This window comes from Photobacterium sp. GB-1 (assembly GCF_003026165.1).
Lineage (GTDB): Bacteria > Pseudomonadota > Gammaproteobacteria > Enterobacterales > Vibrionaceae > Photobacterium.
Genome location: NZ_PYOB01000007.1, coordinates 12,787 through 25,794 on the forward strand (window position 1 = coordinate 12,787; position 13,008 = coordinate 25,794).

The window sequence follows — 13,008 nt, forward strand, 5'->3', positions numbered from 1 at the left end:
GCTTTTGTGAATAAGATGTTATCTCGCAAAATGTTGTAAAATCAATGTTAAATTGTTTCTAATTGTAAATAGGTAATGAATAAGACTTTAAAACTTGTCTTTGGATAGAATTTTAAACTGCTTTTGCTGTTGTGTTTCTTGTTGCATAAAAAGTTTCAGTTAGATAAGAAAAGCGAATAAAAAAATCTCTTATCCATAATTTTTTTTGATGATAAACCTAAGAAATTGATATTTTTCACTTCTCTCAATCCGACCTATAGTGAATGCATCAACAACATGTCGGCCTGTTGAATATTTTTCGAATTACCAGAGTAGGAAAGTCTTATGTCTAAATCTTTAGTTGTTATTACGGGTGCAAGTTCGGGTATTGGTGAAGCAACAGCGCGTCAACTGTCTGCAGAAGGTTATCCATTATTATTACTTGCGCGTCGTGTAGATCGTATGGAAGCAATGAACCTACCTAATACACTATGTCGAGCAGTCGATGTGACTGATGCGCAAGCCATCCAAGCGGCCGTTACTGAAGCGGAAGAAAAGTTTGGTCCTGTTGATTGTTTAATTAACAATGCTGGCATGATGTTACTTGGTTTAGCTGATGAACAAGATCCAGCAGAATGGCAGACGATGTTTAATGTTAATGTGATGGGTATGCTAAACGGTATTCACGTTGTATTGGCAGGCATGAAAGCACGTAAACACGGTACAGTGATCAACATTAGCTCTATTGCAGGACGTAAAACCTTCCCTAATCATGCGGCGTATTGCGGAACTAAATTTGCGGTTCACGCGATCACTGAAAATATCCGTGAAGAAGTCGCTGACGATAATGTTCGCTTTATTACCATTGCACCAGGTGCTGTTGAAACAGAATTATTGAGCCATACCAGTAGTGACGCGATTAAAGCAGGCTATGAAGAGTGGAAAGAAGGTATGGGTGGGGTGATTGCACCACAAGATATTGCGAATGCGATTAGCTACGCTTACAACCAACCGCAGAATTTATGTATTCGTGAAATTGTGCTTGCTGCAACGCGCCAACAACCATAATGCGTTGGTGTTGAAGGAAGGAATGTCAGCGTGTCGTGAGTAATGTGAATAAAGACGCGCTTATTCAATACATGTTATTGATCCCCTGTTATATTTAAAGAGATGTTATTGGTATCAGTGATATTAATAACATCTCTTTTTTGTAGCAGAGGGATAGGTGATGAGAGAAAAGGTTGGGTATTTTGATCTTCTGCGGGTGGTTGCGGCCATTGCGGTAGTCGTGATCCATGTTTTAGGGCCGTATCGAGAACAATTAGGGCAAATACCTAACTGGGAATGGATCACCGCGATTACTTTTAACAGTTTTAGTCGTTGGGCTGTACCTGTATTCATTATGATCACAGGGGCATTAATGCTCAGTGATGAACGCCCATTTGAAGGGCGCTATTATTTCAAGCGTCGTGTCGGTAAAGTGTTGATCCCATTTGTTGTTTGGTCTGCTTTCTACGCTTTCTTCTCGGCGTTTTCTGCCTCAGGTACAGACTTTTCGACCAGTTGGAAGCTACTGACAGACATGCCTTTTCATGAAACTTACTACCACCTAGGTTTCTTTTACTACTTTATTCCTTTGTATGTCATAGTCCCTTTTTATCAATGGGCGGTACAACGTATGGAGCCTGGACAAGTAAAAGGGGTGGTGATGGTATGGCTGGTGATCACAGGATCGTATTTGTATCACATTGATGGCCTATGGAGTGAAACTTACCTGCTATACAGTGGCTATTTAGTCTTAGGCTACTGTCTGTACAAATATCATTGGCCTGCGATGAAGTGGCTTATTCCTTTAGCAATTGTGGCCTTGTTGGTGACAGATTATATGGTGGTGAGCCATAGTTTAGTGGCTGGCGAATATAAAATTGGTCGCTGGTTATCATACAAAACCCTGAATACAGCAATAGCGGCCGCAGGTGTCTTTGTTTTGTGTCGTTACATGTTTGATAAATTTAGTGAGAGTGCGCGTTCTCGATTAGCAATGCTGAGCCGCTATAGTTTAGGCGTGTATTTGCTCCATCCTATTTTCTTATGGCCATTGCGAAATTATGATTGGTATTTTGCGAACCCTCTGATTGCTATCCCTGTTTGGACAGTGATAGCGGGGGGGCTAGCGTTAGGAGCTAGTTGGTTATTAAGCCGTAGTCCGAAAACTGCTTGGTTAGTACCATAAAATAAAAAAGCCTGACAACGTCAGGCTTTTTTATTGCGTCCTATTGGCGGTTTAAATAGCGTTAATCACGCTGTAAGGCAAAGTGAATAAACTGCTGTCCACGATAGGTCATAGTGCCTTTATCTCCTGGGTTTAAAGCATGGTAATAGTGGATGCCCACCATAAATTCACGCTTTGGTCCTCCTGATATCGGCTCAACATAAATCCAATATTCTTCATCTTCTTCGCCCGCTTGAGCACCGATGATTTTATTGCTCTGTTTATCGAGGATCATTACGTCGAGTTTTTTCTCTGGCGCGCCAAGCCCCAGCGTATGTCGACGATAGCTAAAAATAAAATAGCCAAATGAGAAGATAAATAGAATGCAAATTGCCACGATGATCCCTGTTGGCATAACACTAACTCCTTGAACGATGAAAGACAGTTTCATGGCTATTATTCACAATCAGTGAAATATCACTAATCAATGGATAGAAAAGCGTGATCTATACGTGACAAAATGAAGCAAATTTTATGTTAGTTATATTGCATATTGGCACTTTAGTTGTAAGGTAAAGATATAGCATCAACAAGGAGTGGGCTCATGATTGATATTGAGCAAGTGATTGATCGTTCTCGCCGTATTGAAGATTTATTACGTCAGCATTATCACGCGAAAGGTTCTGAGCTTCAGCAATTAATTATCAGTTGTGAAGATCGCCTACCACATGATGTGCTAATTAAGCTGGATAAGATTGCTGAATTAAATAAACACTTCACTTCATCAGATACATTAGTTGATTCGAGTGATGAATTTATCAAGTTATGTAATTGGTGTGAAAAAGAGCTAGCCCCGCGAAGTAGTCGCTTGGTATGGGGAGTGGCTATTACATTATTGTGTGGCTTTACACTTGCGGCAATATGGTTTTATAGCGTGAATTGGCATCATATTAAGTTGTAAGCGTTAAATATTAGATTTTCTTATTTAGCCCGGTGCAGTAATGCGTCGGGTTTTCTTTTATTTAAAGATCAAAAATTGTAGGAATTTAATACGAATATTAACATTTTGTGACGTAGATAAAAAAATGGCGCCAATAGGCGCTATTTTTTGAAATTGATAATTCTTTTAGTAAAGAACGGGCAATGTCATTAGGCCTACAACAACTGCAATCATCATAAGTCCTTGTTTTTGTGAAGGTGTCATTATTCTTTCATCCTTTTTTAGTGGTTATTTTTTTCTTGACAAAAAGAATAACATTTTTTTAGCTGGTTTGGCAATTGAGGTTGGTGAAAAACTTAGATAAAAACATTTTAAAATCAAGATAAAGCTTTTAAATGGCAGAAAAAGAGAAGTTTATTGTTTTTTTACTATGGTGTTTTTTATGTTTTCTGTTTTGTTTTTATTTTATCTTTTTGATTTTATTGTTTTTATTGGTTTTTCGATGTGAGTGCGAATTGCTTAGTTATCAAAATAAGTGTTTATGTTATCTAGTCTTTTGTACTTTTATTTATTCTAACTTTTCTGTGGTGATGTTTGTTTTTTTATAACTAAATCAGTCGTTTTTTGTGTTTTTATTACCAAAACGCCTATTTGAATTGTGTTTTTATTTTTTTGGTGGTTTATTCACCAAGGTGATATGCGTAAAAAGTTACAGTGATAGCATGATTTTTTTTCTTATCTTAATGTTCTTATTGGTTTTTTTTAATTTGGTTTATAGTGTTCTTGAGGCTGCGATGTTTTTGGTGGATATAAAGTGGTAAAAAATTAATAAAATAGCTTTTTACGAGAGATAAACGGTTGCTTTTACAATCTATCAAAGGTGCATTGAGGGCTGTTATGAGGTGGTTGTACACCATTTCTGATTATTGAGATGGCAAACACCATGATATTTGCTCACCTTTACAAAGAGTGTATTTAACAGCGTAGTGAATGTCTGATTATGTGGTTATGTATTATATTTTTAGCGGTATTGCACATTACTGCTGCTTATCGAGGACCACGCTGGCTTTACTATGTCAGTAAACCGTTAACGGTTATGTTGATGGTAATACTATGTGTATGGAGCGGTGCCCCTAGTTTTTATTACTGGGCAATTGTTATAGGGCTTTGCTTTTCAATCATTGGTGATATTTACTTAATGTTGCCAGCAGATCGGTTTCTTGCTGGCCTGATGAGCTTTTTTCTTGCTCATATTGCTTTTACCGTCGCATTTGCCAGTCAATGGCAAGGAACAATAAGCTGGTGGCTACTTGCGCTTTGTCTTGCCATAGGTATTGTCGTTTTTTTACTGTTGTTACCCTCTCTAGCACCACTACAAACGCCAGTTGCTTTCTATATACTCATTATTATGGCGATGACCTTTGCTGCTGGGCAGTATTGGTTGTTGTCCCATAGCCAAGCCGCACTATTTACCATCGTTGGCGCTATTTTATTTGTGCTATCAGATCTTACCTTGGCTGTTAATCGTTTTAAGGGTGAGTTCAGTGCCGCAACGGCGATCATTATGTCGACGTACTTTATTGCCCAAGGTTTATTTGTTGGCTCGGTACTCGTTTTATAGCCTGTCATTTGAGGAGTTATCTATGTCAGAGCAATGGCAGTGTATCTATAGCGCTTGTAATAGCTTGGAAGCGCACAGCGTGAAAGGGTTATTAGAAAGTGAGGGAGTGAATGCACGGTTAACGGGTGAGGCGTTAGGTGCTGCGATGGGAGAGCTTCCAGCGAATGTTGTTGAAGTGAAAGTATGGGTTGAGCAATGGCAATGGCAACGCGCACAAGGGATTGTCAGTGATTATAAACGCACTGATTACCATGATTGGCATTGTTCGCAGTGCGGTGAAGTGAATCAAGGGCAATTTGAATTGTGTTGGAATTGCCAATGCGACCGCGATCAAGAGCCTTAATTGAGGTGAAAAGTAAGTATCAAATCAACGTGCAAATGATAAGAAAACCCAACCGTCTTTAACCCCATTCTTTAATGCGTATCCCTTCTTGATAGATGGTTATTCCGAATTATCTTTTTGCTGTCTAATTTCCTCGTCTTACCTATTCCGCTATTAAGTACTTCACGATACTCTCTTTGATTGTTACCTATCAGTAATAATCTTTTGTTTTTTTATCGTATTGTTGTTTTTGGTGTAATTATTAATAATACATCCATCGAAACGCACAAGGCGTTCACAAACATAAAGACACAAGGTTTTATTACTCATGAAAACAGTTATTAAAGCAACTATCGCAACCGCTATCATCGCTATGTCTTACAACGCTTCAGCTAAAGATGGTGCGTTCACAGGTAATGTTCAATTTCAAACAGCAGCGGCTAGCACTATGAATGTCGCGCACTACCAAAAACAAGGTACTGCAGAGCGTTCACACTCAGGTGTGGTATTCACACAATCAGCATCACAACTTACTTTTGCTGAAAAGCTACTGTCTGCTGCTGATAAATAAGCCGCTGAGCACTGTAAACAATACGCCCATTTCTATTGTTACTCACACGTAATAGTAATTTACTTTTAACTCTATTGTTTATATTTCAGTAAATGAGAAGATGTCGGCATCGACACCAACAACAACCATAACGATTCGGTGCCGGTAACACTCACTTTGCTATTCACACTCTGTAAAAATTCCGGCTTATGGCACATGCGGTAAGCCAACATAAATTCTTAAATATTAACGGAGCTTCATTATGAGCAATGTATTCTACATGCCACCTGTAACATTAATGGGTCCTAACGCTATTCAATCTTTAGGTGCAGAACTTGCCTCAAAAGAGCTGAAAAAAGCCCTAATCGTGACAGACAGTGTATTAGTTGAAGTGGGTTTAGTGAGCAAACTAACTGACGAGCTTACTGCGCACAGCCTTGATTACACTATTTACGATGGTGTGCAGCCAAACCCAACTGAGAAAAACATTGAAGATGGCCTAGAGCTACTTGCAAACAGCCATTCTGATTTTGTGATTTCATTCGGTGGTGGTTCATCACACGATACTGCTAAAGGTATCGCATTGGTGGCAGCGAACGGTGGTCACATTCGTGATTACTCTAAAGGTGTACACCTTTCTAAAAAGCCACAGCTTCCATTGGTAACCGTGAACACAACAGCAGGTACTGCTTCAGAAATGACAGTGTTTGCAATCATCACTAACCAAGAAGATGAAACCAAATACCCAGTGGTTGATAAGCACTTCACGCCAATTATTGCAGTGAACGATTCAGAGCTAATGGTAGCAATGCCTAAGTTCCTAACCGCTGCAACCGGTATGGATGCATTAACGCACGCTGTTGAAGCGTATGTTTCAACTGCAGCGACACCAATCACTGATGCATCAGCAATTAAAGCGATTGAGCTAATTGTAAACAACCTAGAAACTGCTGTTAACGACGGTCAAAACCGCGAAGCACGTGATGCAATGCAGTACGGCGAGTACCTTGCTGGGATGGCATTTTCAAATGCATCTTTAGGTTACGTTCACTCAATGGCGCACCAATTAGGTGGTGTTTACGACCTGGCTCACGGCCTATGTAACGCGATTCTATTGGCAGAAGTTTCACGCTTTAACGCCAAACAAGTACCAGAGCGTTTTGTTGATATTGCCAAAGCAATGGGTATCGACACAGCAGCAATGACCCAAGAGCAAGCAGTAAATGCAGCCCTTGAAGCGATTGATGCACTCTCTGAAAAAGTGGGTACTAAGCAACGCCTAGCTGATTTAGGTGTAACTGAAGACAAGCTAGCGTTCATGGCGCAAAACGCCCTAAACGATGCATGTTCTTTAACGAACCCACGCAAAGCGAGCCTAGAAGAAATCGTAGCGATCTTTAAAGCACGCATGTAATTACCCTGATTATCGGTAATGAGGTGATGCAACAAAAAAAGCGAACCCTAGGGTTCGCTTTTTTATTATCTTTAATTTGGTTACATCATATGCTTACGGCGGATATCAAGTAGGGCGAAGATACCAAAAATTAAAATGGACCATTTTTCCCAACCGGACATGTTAATTTTGTCGCCAAATGCACCAATAAATATCAGCATTTGTAAGCCATGCATCATAAACAAGAACGCTGTCATGATATATAACGCCATAGCAGCAACGCCAGGGAATGGGTGAACGATATTAATCAGTAGTACCAGCCAAACAAAGGCAATGGCAAGTTTTGCGATAAGTATTAGCGCCTTCATGGTTCCTCTCTTGCAAATAAGCGGTAGCAAACCTGTCCTGCCGTTTTTTCACGGTGTAGGTGCCAATGGCTTGGCGTTATCAGGTTGCCCAATTCCTTTTCTGCTTCAATATAAATCATTGCATGGGGAGCAAGCCAGCCGTTGTTTTCTAATGCGGCGATTACGTCTTGAATAAGATCTTTTCTAAATGGGGGATCAATAAAGACTAAATCATGTGCACGTCCTTGTTGTGACAAAAACGTTAAGCTGTCACCATTAACCACAGTGGCATTTTTTGCCCCAACGGTTTTTAAGTTTTGCTCTAATTGATTCGCGGCTTTTTTGTCGAGTTCAAGCATCGTTACGCTTTCAGCACCACGAGAAAGAGCTTCAAAACTTAAACCGCCGCTACCAGCGAACAGATCAAGGCATTTAGATTGATAAATGTCTTGCGCTAACCAGTTGAAAAGTGTTTCTTTTACACGGTCAGTGGTCGGACGTAGTCCTTCGACATCATGAACGGGTAATTTGCGTCCACGCCATTGTCCGCTAATGATGCGAACGAACCCGCCAGGACGATTATTTTGTGGTTTGCGAGTTGTTTGTTGTCTACGCTGCGTCATAGATTTTTTTGACCGTTAAGAAAATGATAGTATACACCTGTTTTTAGGCTGCAAATTGTACCAATCAAGCGCTAGGATTCGCCAATGGCAGAAAAAAAGAAACGCGGTTTATTTTCATGGCTCGGATTTGGCTCTGAAGATAACGATGCTCAAAAGGAACAAACTACTGAACAATCAGTAGTGGATGGGGCTATTGATAGCCCTGAATCAACACATTCCTCTGACGAGGCGAAGACGAAAGTTGAGCATAATAATGATGTTCAAACTGACGAAAGCGCTGCGGCAGAGCAAGAAAAGATTGCTAAGACCGATGATGTCGAATTGGCAAAGACGTTGCAAGTAGATGACACTGAAAAAAGCAGTGTTATTGAAGAAACTGTAACGACAGAGCCTGAAGCTTCAAATGTTCTTGAGCCTTCTAATGCAATAGATAACGCTGAGATTGTCGAATCTATCACTTCAACAAGCGTTGAAACAGGTGAAACTGAATCAGCGACGGAAGAAGAGATAGCAAAACCCGTCGAACAAGAAAAACCAAAATCGGAAGGCTTCTTTGCCCGCTTAATGCGTGGTTTAAAGAAAACTAAAACCAACTTTGGTGCGGGTTTCTTTGGCTTATTTAGCGGTAAGAAAATCGATGATGAACTGTTTGAAGAGCTGGAAGAGCAGCTACTCATTGCAGATGTCGGCATGGATACCACGCTGAAAATTATCGAAAATCTGACCGATAAAGCATCAAAAAAGGAACTTAAAGACGGTGAAGCCCTCTATGGTTTACTAAAAGATGAACTCGCTGGCATGTTAGCTAAAGTCGAACAACCTTTGGTTATCGATACTAGCAAAAAGCCTTATGTCATCTTAATGGTCGGCGTAAATGGGGTGGGTAAAACGACCACTATCGGCAAGTTAGCGAAGCAATTCCAAGCGGAAGGTAAATCTGTGATGTTAGCAGCAGGTGATACATTCCGTGCTGCTGCCGTTGAACAGCTGCAAGTTTGGGGTGAACGAAACCACGTTCCTGTTGTTGCCCAGCATACGGGGGCTGATAGCGCATCAGTGATCTTTGATGCCATTGAATCGGCAAAAGCAAAAAATGTTGATGTGGTTATTGCTGATACTGCTGGCCGTTTGCAAAACAAAGGCAACTTAATGGAAGAGCTGCGTAAGATTGTACGTGTAATGAAAAAGGTGGACGTTGATGCCCCTCATGAAATTATGCTAACTGTCGATGCGGGCACCGGTCAAAATGCCATTAGCCAAGCTAAATTGTTCAGTGATGTTGCTCCTGTATCAGGAATTACGATCACTAAGTTAGATGGTACAGCGAAAGGTGGTGTGATCTTTGCGGTGGCAGATCAGTTTAATATTCCGATTCGATACATAGGTGTCGGTGAAGGTATTGACGATCTCCGTCCATTTGCTGCAGAAGAATTTATTGAAGCATTATTTAGTGATGAGGAATAAAGTGTGATTCGATTTCAGCAGGTAAGTAAAGCTTATCGTGGCGGTAGGCAAGCCCTACAGAAAGTAGATTTTCATCTACGTCCAGCAGACATGGCTTTTTTAACTGGTCACTCTGGTGCAGGTAAAAGTACCCTGCTGAAATTAATTTGTGCTTTAGAACGACCAAGTGATGGCCAGATCTGGTTTAACGGTCATGACATCACGCGATTGCCAAATAAGCAGATCCCTTTTCTGCGCCGAAATATCGGTATTATTTTCCAAGATCATAAATTGTTAATGGATCGCAGTGTGTACGACAACGTCGCGTTACCACTGCGAGTGGAACAAGTCTCGGAAAATGAGATTAAGCGTCGTGTTTGTGCGGCACTTGATAAAGTTGGATTATTGGATAAAGCAAAATGTTTGCCGATCCAATTATCTGGCGGTGAACAACAGCGTGTGGGTATTGCCCGCGCTGTTGTTAACAAACCTATGTTACTGCTAGCTGATGAGCCTACCGGCAATCTAGATGCGGATTTATCACAACAAGTACTACGCTTGTTTGAAGAATTTAATCGTGTTGGAGTCAGCGTTTTAATGGCAACCCACGATACATCATTATTAGCGAGTCGAAATTATCGTCGCTTTGATTTACAAAAAGGAAATCTAAGGGAGCTTACTCATGGCGCGTAAATCTACGGGCTTTTTTGCGATCCATCGTCAGCAAGGAAGTGCCGCATTAAAGGATATGTTTCGTCGCCCACTAGGTAACTTTTTAACCTTAGCTGTACTCGCATTTGCGTTAACGCTACCGTGCACCTTCTACCTAATGGCTAAAAATATCACGGTAGTGGCAGATTCTTGGCAAAACCCTAGCCAAATTACGTTGTATTTGAATAACGATGTCAGTGACAGTGACGGTCAAGCTTTTGCTGATACTGTTAAAACTTGGCCTGAAGCAGAAAGTGTTCAATATATTTCGGCGGCCAAAGGATTAGAAGAATTCCGTCAACACGGTGGCTTTGAAAAAGCACTCAGTTTGTTTGATAGTAAAGATAATCCATTGCCAGCGGTGGTGATTGTTAAGCCTGCACCTGATTGGCAGGGCGATGTGCAAGCCCGTGCGCTAGCCGATAAATTAGGTAAAGAGCCACAAGTTAATGAAGTGCGTTTAGATAGTGATTGGTTACAACGTTTAGCTGCTATTCAAGATCTTGCTATAACGTTAGCGGCATTGATGTCAGGCTTAATGCTCTTTGCTGTGTTTTTAATTGTTGGCAATACATTACGTTTACAAGTGTTGAGCCATAAAGATGAAATCCAAGTGATGAAAATGGTGGGGGCAACCGACAGTTATATTTTGCGCCCTTATCTCTATGTTGGTGCTTGGTATGGTTTGATTGCGGCCGTGATTGCTTGGATCTTAGTGGCGATTGTGACATTACTGCTTGATGAAGCTGTGGCGAAACTTGCTAACCTCTATGGCAGCAATTTTAGAATGATAGGATTGAGCTGGGATGAAAGCTTAATTATGGTTATGCTTGCTACGTTTTTAGGCTTATTGGCAGCACGACTTTCTGCTGGTCGACATCTAAAAGAGATCGAGCCTGTGTAACGTATTGTTTCTCAGCCCTGACATCATTTTATTTATTATTGATGCCTGTAATTCATATTCATTTGTACTTGAGCTTGCAATTGAACTATGTTTACAGGCATTATTGCATGTTCACGTAACGTTCGTTGTCGTTTATTTATCGTTACGATAGAACAAAAATAGCACAAACATACGAGGTCTTTGAATGTCACAAGAGATGTCTGCAATGGCTCTGGTATCAACGGAAAGTTTAGATAGTTATATCCAAACTGTTAATCGTTATCCAATGCTTACGCCTGAGCGTGAGAAAGAGTTAGCTGAACGTCTGCATTACGATGATGATATTAATTCTGCGAAAGCTTTAGTAATGTCGCATCTTCGCTTCGTTGTTCATATTGCTCGTGGTTACTCTGGTTATGGCCTACCAATTGCCGATCTTATTCAAGAGGGCAATATTGGTTTAATGAAGGCGGTGAAACGATTTAACCCCGAAGTTGGGGTACGACTCGTGTCGTTTGCTGTGCATTGGATTAAAGCAGAGATCCACGAATATGTACTGCGTAATTGGCGAATTGTGAAAGTTGCAACGACCAAGGCACAACGTAAATTATTCTTTAACCTACGTAAGTCGAAAAAGCGCTTGGGTTGGTTTAATAATGATGAAGTCAATATGGTCGCAGAGCAGCTTGGGGTTGAGCCTTCCGATGTACGTGAAATGGAATCACGCCTCGCAGCGCAAGATCCTACGTTTGAAATGCAAAATGACGATGATGAGCGTGATACCACACCGGTTGCTCCAGCTTACTATTTAGAAGATAAAAGCTCTGATGTCGCATTAACCTATGAAGAAAACAACTGGGAAAATCATGCTAACAATCGATTATCTCAGGCGTTAGCGAGCCTTGATGAACGTAGTCAGCATATCGTACGTTCACGTTGGTTAGATGATGAAAAATCAACATTGCAAGACTTAGCCGATAATTACGGTGTTTCTGCCGAGCGTATTCGCCAGTTAGAAAAAAATGCGATGAAAAAGTTAAAAGATGCAGTGGGCGATTTTTATTGATCCTTTGCCTCGTGAAGATGAGAAGCCGACCTAAGTGTCGGCTTTTTTGTGCCTGAGGATCCGTAATGACGCTGAGAAACAGAGTGATCTAACTTAGTTGACGGAGCTGAGTATCGTCTTGAATTTAATGAGATATACATCACAATTGTGGGTGTGATTGTGTGCTAAATAGCATGTTATCCACAGCTTATGATCGGATCCTAACTATATGTAGTGGATCCTCTGTTTTTAAAACACATTATCAACGCAATTCACAGTTTTTTCCACAGGCGATTACTTTGTGTTCATGTTGTGGTTATGATCATCGACAAGCCCTTGTCTTCATTTGAAACTTCATTAGCCAAGAAGATACTTAGGTGTGGATAAACCCTGATTTTGGCATGGAATATATCCCTAAAAGCTGAGGTATACTGTGCTTAATAATGAGATATCGCAGTAAAACGTCAGGATCATGTGAAAAGGATCTTGTCTGGGTTTGGCGGATCATATTATTTAGCATATGTAGCTCACGATGCGATGATAAAAATAACAAGTCAGGTAAAGGAAAATCATGGAACAGTTTCAACATATCTCAGTCGAGCAGGCTTATCAGTTATTACAACAAACGGATAGCCAGGCAGTTTTAGTCGATATTCGCGATCCTCAGTCATTTGCCCTAGCGCACCCAGAGCAAGCGTTTCATTTAACCAATGACACCATGGTTAGTTGGATGGATCAGGTGGACTTTGAGCAGCCGGTGATTGTGATGTGCTACCACGGTATCAGTAGTCAAGGCGCTGCACAGTATTTGATCAATCAAGGTTATGAAAATGTGTATAGCTTAGATGGTGGCTTTGAAGGTTGGCGTCGTGCGGCATTACCTGTGATTGAAGCATAAAGGCTTTACAGTGGTATCGAGCGCGCGATAATGATAGATCT

At 40.8% G+C, this 13,008-nt stretch carries 15 protein-coding genes; 12 read left to right on the forward strand and 3 right to left on the reverse strand.

The window, feature by feature from the left end; translation table 11 throughout:
- The first annotated feature begins 324 nt into the window (after nucleotides 1–324).
- Nucleotides 325–1,047, forward strand: a complete 723-nt coding sequence (locus C9J45_RS09620) for an SDR family oxidoreductase (protein ID WP_107208671.1) — start codon at nucleotides 325–327, stop codon at nucleotides 1,045–1,047.
- Nucleotides 1,048–1,207: 160 nt separating this feature from the next.
- Nucleotides 1,208–2,212, forward strand: a complete 1,005-nt coding sequence (locus tag C9J45_RS09625) for an acyltransferase (protein WP_107208670.1) — start codon at nucleotides 1,208–1,210, stop codon at nucleotides 2,210–2,212.
- A gap of 61 nt (nucleotides 2,213–2,273) precedes the next feature.
- On the opposite strand, the gene C9J45_RS09630 is transcribed toward C9J45_RS09625, so the two are convergent.
- Nucleotides 2,274–2,606 (reverse strand): DUF2500 domain-containing protein, encoded by a 333-nt coding sequence (locus tag C9J45_RS09630; protein ID WP_005372057.1) that lies wholly within the window; start codon nucleotides 2,604–2,606, stop codon nucleotides 2,274–2,276.
- A 189-nt stretch (nucleotides 2,607–2,795) separates the two neighbouring features.
- Here C9J45_RS09630 and C9J45_RS09635 point away from each other — a divergent pair, with 189 nt between their 5' ends.
- From C9J45_RS09635 to C9J45_RS09660, 5 genes are all read left to right on the forward strand, one after another.
- Nucleotides 2,796–3,152, forward strand: a complete 357-nt coding sequence (locus C9J45_RS09635; RefSeq protein ID WP_107208669.1) for a DUF4145 domain-containing protein — start codon at nucleotides 2,796–2,798, stop codon at nucleotides 3,150–3,152.
- Nucleotides 3,153–4,131: 979 nt separating this feature from the next.
- Complete coding sequence (locus tag C9J45_RS09645; RefSeq protein ID WP_107247033.1) at nucleotides 4,132–4,752, forward strand: lysoplasmalogenase; 621 nt, start codon at nucleotides 4,132–4,134, stop codon at nucleotides 4,750–4,752.
- 22 nt (nucleotides 4,753–4,774) lie between these two features.
- On the forward strand, nucleotides 4,775–5,095 hold the full coding sequence (locus C9J45_RS09650; RefSeq protein WP_005372049.1) for a DUF2007 domain-containing protein: 321 nt from the start codon (nucleotides 4,775–4,777) through the stop codon (nucleotides 5,093–5,095).
- A 307-nt stretch (nucleotides 5,096–5,402) separates the two neighbouring features.
- On the forward strand, nucleotides 5,403–5,645 hold the full coding sequence (locus C9J45_RS09655) for a hypothetical protein (RefSeq protein ID WP_107292462.1): 243 nt from the start codon (nucleotides 5,403–5,405) through the stop codon (nucleotides 5,643–5,645).
- 241 nt (nucleotides 5,646–5,886) lie between these two features.
- On the forward strand, nucleotides 5,887–7,038 hold the full coding sequence (locus C9J45_RS09660) for an iron-containing alcohol dehydrogenase (RefSeq protein ID WP_107292463.1): 1,152 nt from the start codon (nucleotides 5,887–5,889) through the stop codon (nucleotides 7,036–7,038).
- A gap of 80 nt (nucleotides 7,039–7,118) precedes the next feature.
- Here the strand turns inward: C9J45_RS09660 and C9J45_RS09665 are convergent, their stop codons facing one another.
- Both C9J45_RS09665 and rsmD read right to left on the reverse strand, forming a co-directional pair.
- Nucleotides 7,119–7,385, reverse strand: coding sequence for a DUF1145 domain-containing protein (locus C9J45_RS09665; RefSeq protein WP_005372036.1), 267 nt, complete (start codon nucleotides 7,383–7,385; stop codon nucleotides 7,119–7,121).
- On the reverse strand, nucleotides 7,382–7,987 hold the full coding sequence (gene rsmD, locus C9J45_RS09670; RefSeq protein WP_005372034.1) for a 16S rRNA (guanine(966)-N(2))-methyltransferase RsmD: 606 nt from the start codon (nucleotides 7,985–7,987) through the stop codon (nucleotides 7,382–7,384). The genes C9J45_RS09665 and rsmD overlap by 4 nt, the downstream gene beginning before the upstream one ends.
- An 84-nt stretch (nucleotides 7,988–8,071) precedes the next feature.
- Between rsmD and ftsY the strand changes: the two genes are divergently transcribed.
- From ftsY to glpE, 5 genes are all read left to right on the forward strand, one after another.
- Nucleotides 8,072–9,451 carry a signal recognition particle-docking protein FtsY gene (gene ftsY, locus C9J45_RS09675; protein WP_107208666.1) on the forward strand — a complete coding sequence of 460 codons (1,380 nt, stop codon included), beginning with the start codon at nucleotides 8,072–8,074 and terminating at the stop codon, nucleotides 9,449–9,451.
- Between the two features lie 3 nt (nucleotides 9,452–9,454).
- The gene (gene ftsE / locus C9J45_RS09680; RefSeq protein ID WP_006647648.1) at nucleotides 9,455–10,123 is read left to right on the forward strand and encodes a cell division ATP-binding protein FtsE; all 669 of its coding nucleotides are present in this window, start codon (nucleotides 9,455–9,457) and stop codon (nucleotides 10,121–10,123) included.
- Nucleotides 10,113–11,045, forward strand: a complete 933-nt coding sequence (gene ftsX, locus C9J45_RS09685; protein ID WP_107208665.1) for a permease-like cell division protein FtsX — start codon at nucleotides 10,113–10,115, stop codon at nucleotides 11,043–11,045. Before ftsE ends, ftsX begins: the two co-directional genes overlap by 11 nt.
- A gap of 184 nt (nucleotides 11,046–11,229) precedes the next feature.
- A complete protein-coding gene (gene rpoH / locus C9J45_RS09690; RefSeq protein WP_105061179.1) occupies nucleotides 11,230–12,090 on the forward strand; it encodes an RNA polymerase sigma factor RpoH in 861 nt (286 codons plus the stop codon).
- Nucleotides 12,091–12,640: 550 nt separating this feature from the next.
- Nucleotides 12,641–12,967, forward strand: a complete 327-nt coding sequence (gene glpE / locus C9J45_RS09695) for a thiosulfate sulfurtransferase GlpE (protein WP_105061178.1) — start codon at nucleotides 12,641–12,643, stop codon at nucleotides 12,965–12,967.
- Nucleotides 12,968–13,008: the final 41 nt, after the last annotated feature.

Coding starts and splice junctions, on each gene's coding strand:
- C9J45_RS09620 (WP_107208671.1), top strand. CDS start 325: ATGTCTAAATCTTTAGTTGTTATTACGGGTGCAAGTTCGGGTATTGGT.
- C9J45_RS09625 (WP_107208670.1), top strand. CDS start 1,208: ATGAGAGAAAAGGTTGGGTATTTTGATCTTCTGCGGGTGGTTGCGGCC.
- C9J45_RS09630 (WP_005372057.1), bottom strand. CDS start 2,606: ATGCCAACAGGGATCATCGTGGCAATTTGCATTCTATTTATCTTCTCA.
- C9J45_RS09635 (WP_107208669.1), top strand. CDS start 2,796: ATGATTGATATTGAGCAAGTGATTGATCGTTCTCGCCGTATTGAAGAT.
- C9J45_RS09645 (WP_107247033.1), top strand. CDS start 4,132: ATGTGGTTATGTATTATATTTTTAGCGGTATTGCACATTACTGCTGCT.
- C9J45_RS09650 (WP_005372049.1), top strand. CDS start 4,775: ATGTCAGAGCAATGGCAGTGTATCTATAGCGCTTGTAATAGCTTGGAA.
- C9J45_RS09655 (WP_107292462.1), top strand. CDS start 5,403: ATGAAAACAGTTATTAAAGCAACTATCGCAACCGCTATCATCGCTATG.
- C9J45_RS09660 (WP_107292463.1), top strand. CDS start 5,887: ATGAGCAATGTATTCTACATGCCACCTGTAACATTAATGGGTCCTAAC.
- C9J45_RS09665 (WP_005372036.1), bottom strand. CDS start 7,385: ATGAAGGCGCTAATACTTATCGCAAAACTTGCCATTGCCTTTGTTTGG.
- rsmD (WP_005372034.1), bottom strand. CDS start 7,987: ATGACGCAGCGTAGACAACAAACAACTCGCAAACCACAAAATAATCGT.
- ftsY (WP_107208666.1), top strand. CDS start 8,072: ATGGCAGAAAAAAAGAAACGCGGTTTATTTTCATGGCTCGGATTTGGC.
- ftsX (WP_107208665.1), top strand. CDS start 10,113: ATGGCGCGTAAATCTACGGGCTTTTTTGCGATCCATCGTCAGCAAGGA.
- rpoH (WP_105061179.1), top strand. CDS start 11,230: ATGTCACAAGAGATGTCTGCAATGGCTCTGGTATCAACGGAAAGTTTA.
- glpE (WP_105061178.1), top strand. CDS start 12,641: ATGGAACAGTTTCAACATATCTCAGTCGAGCAGGCTTATCAGTTATTA.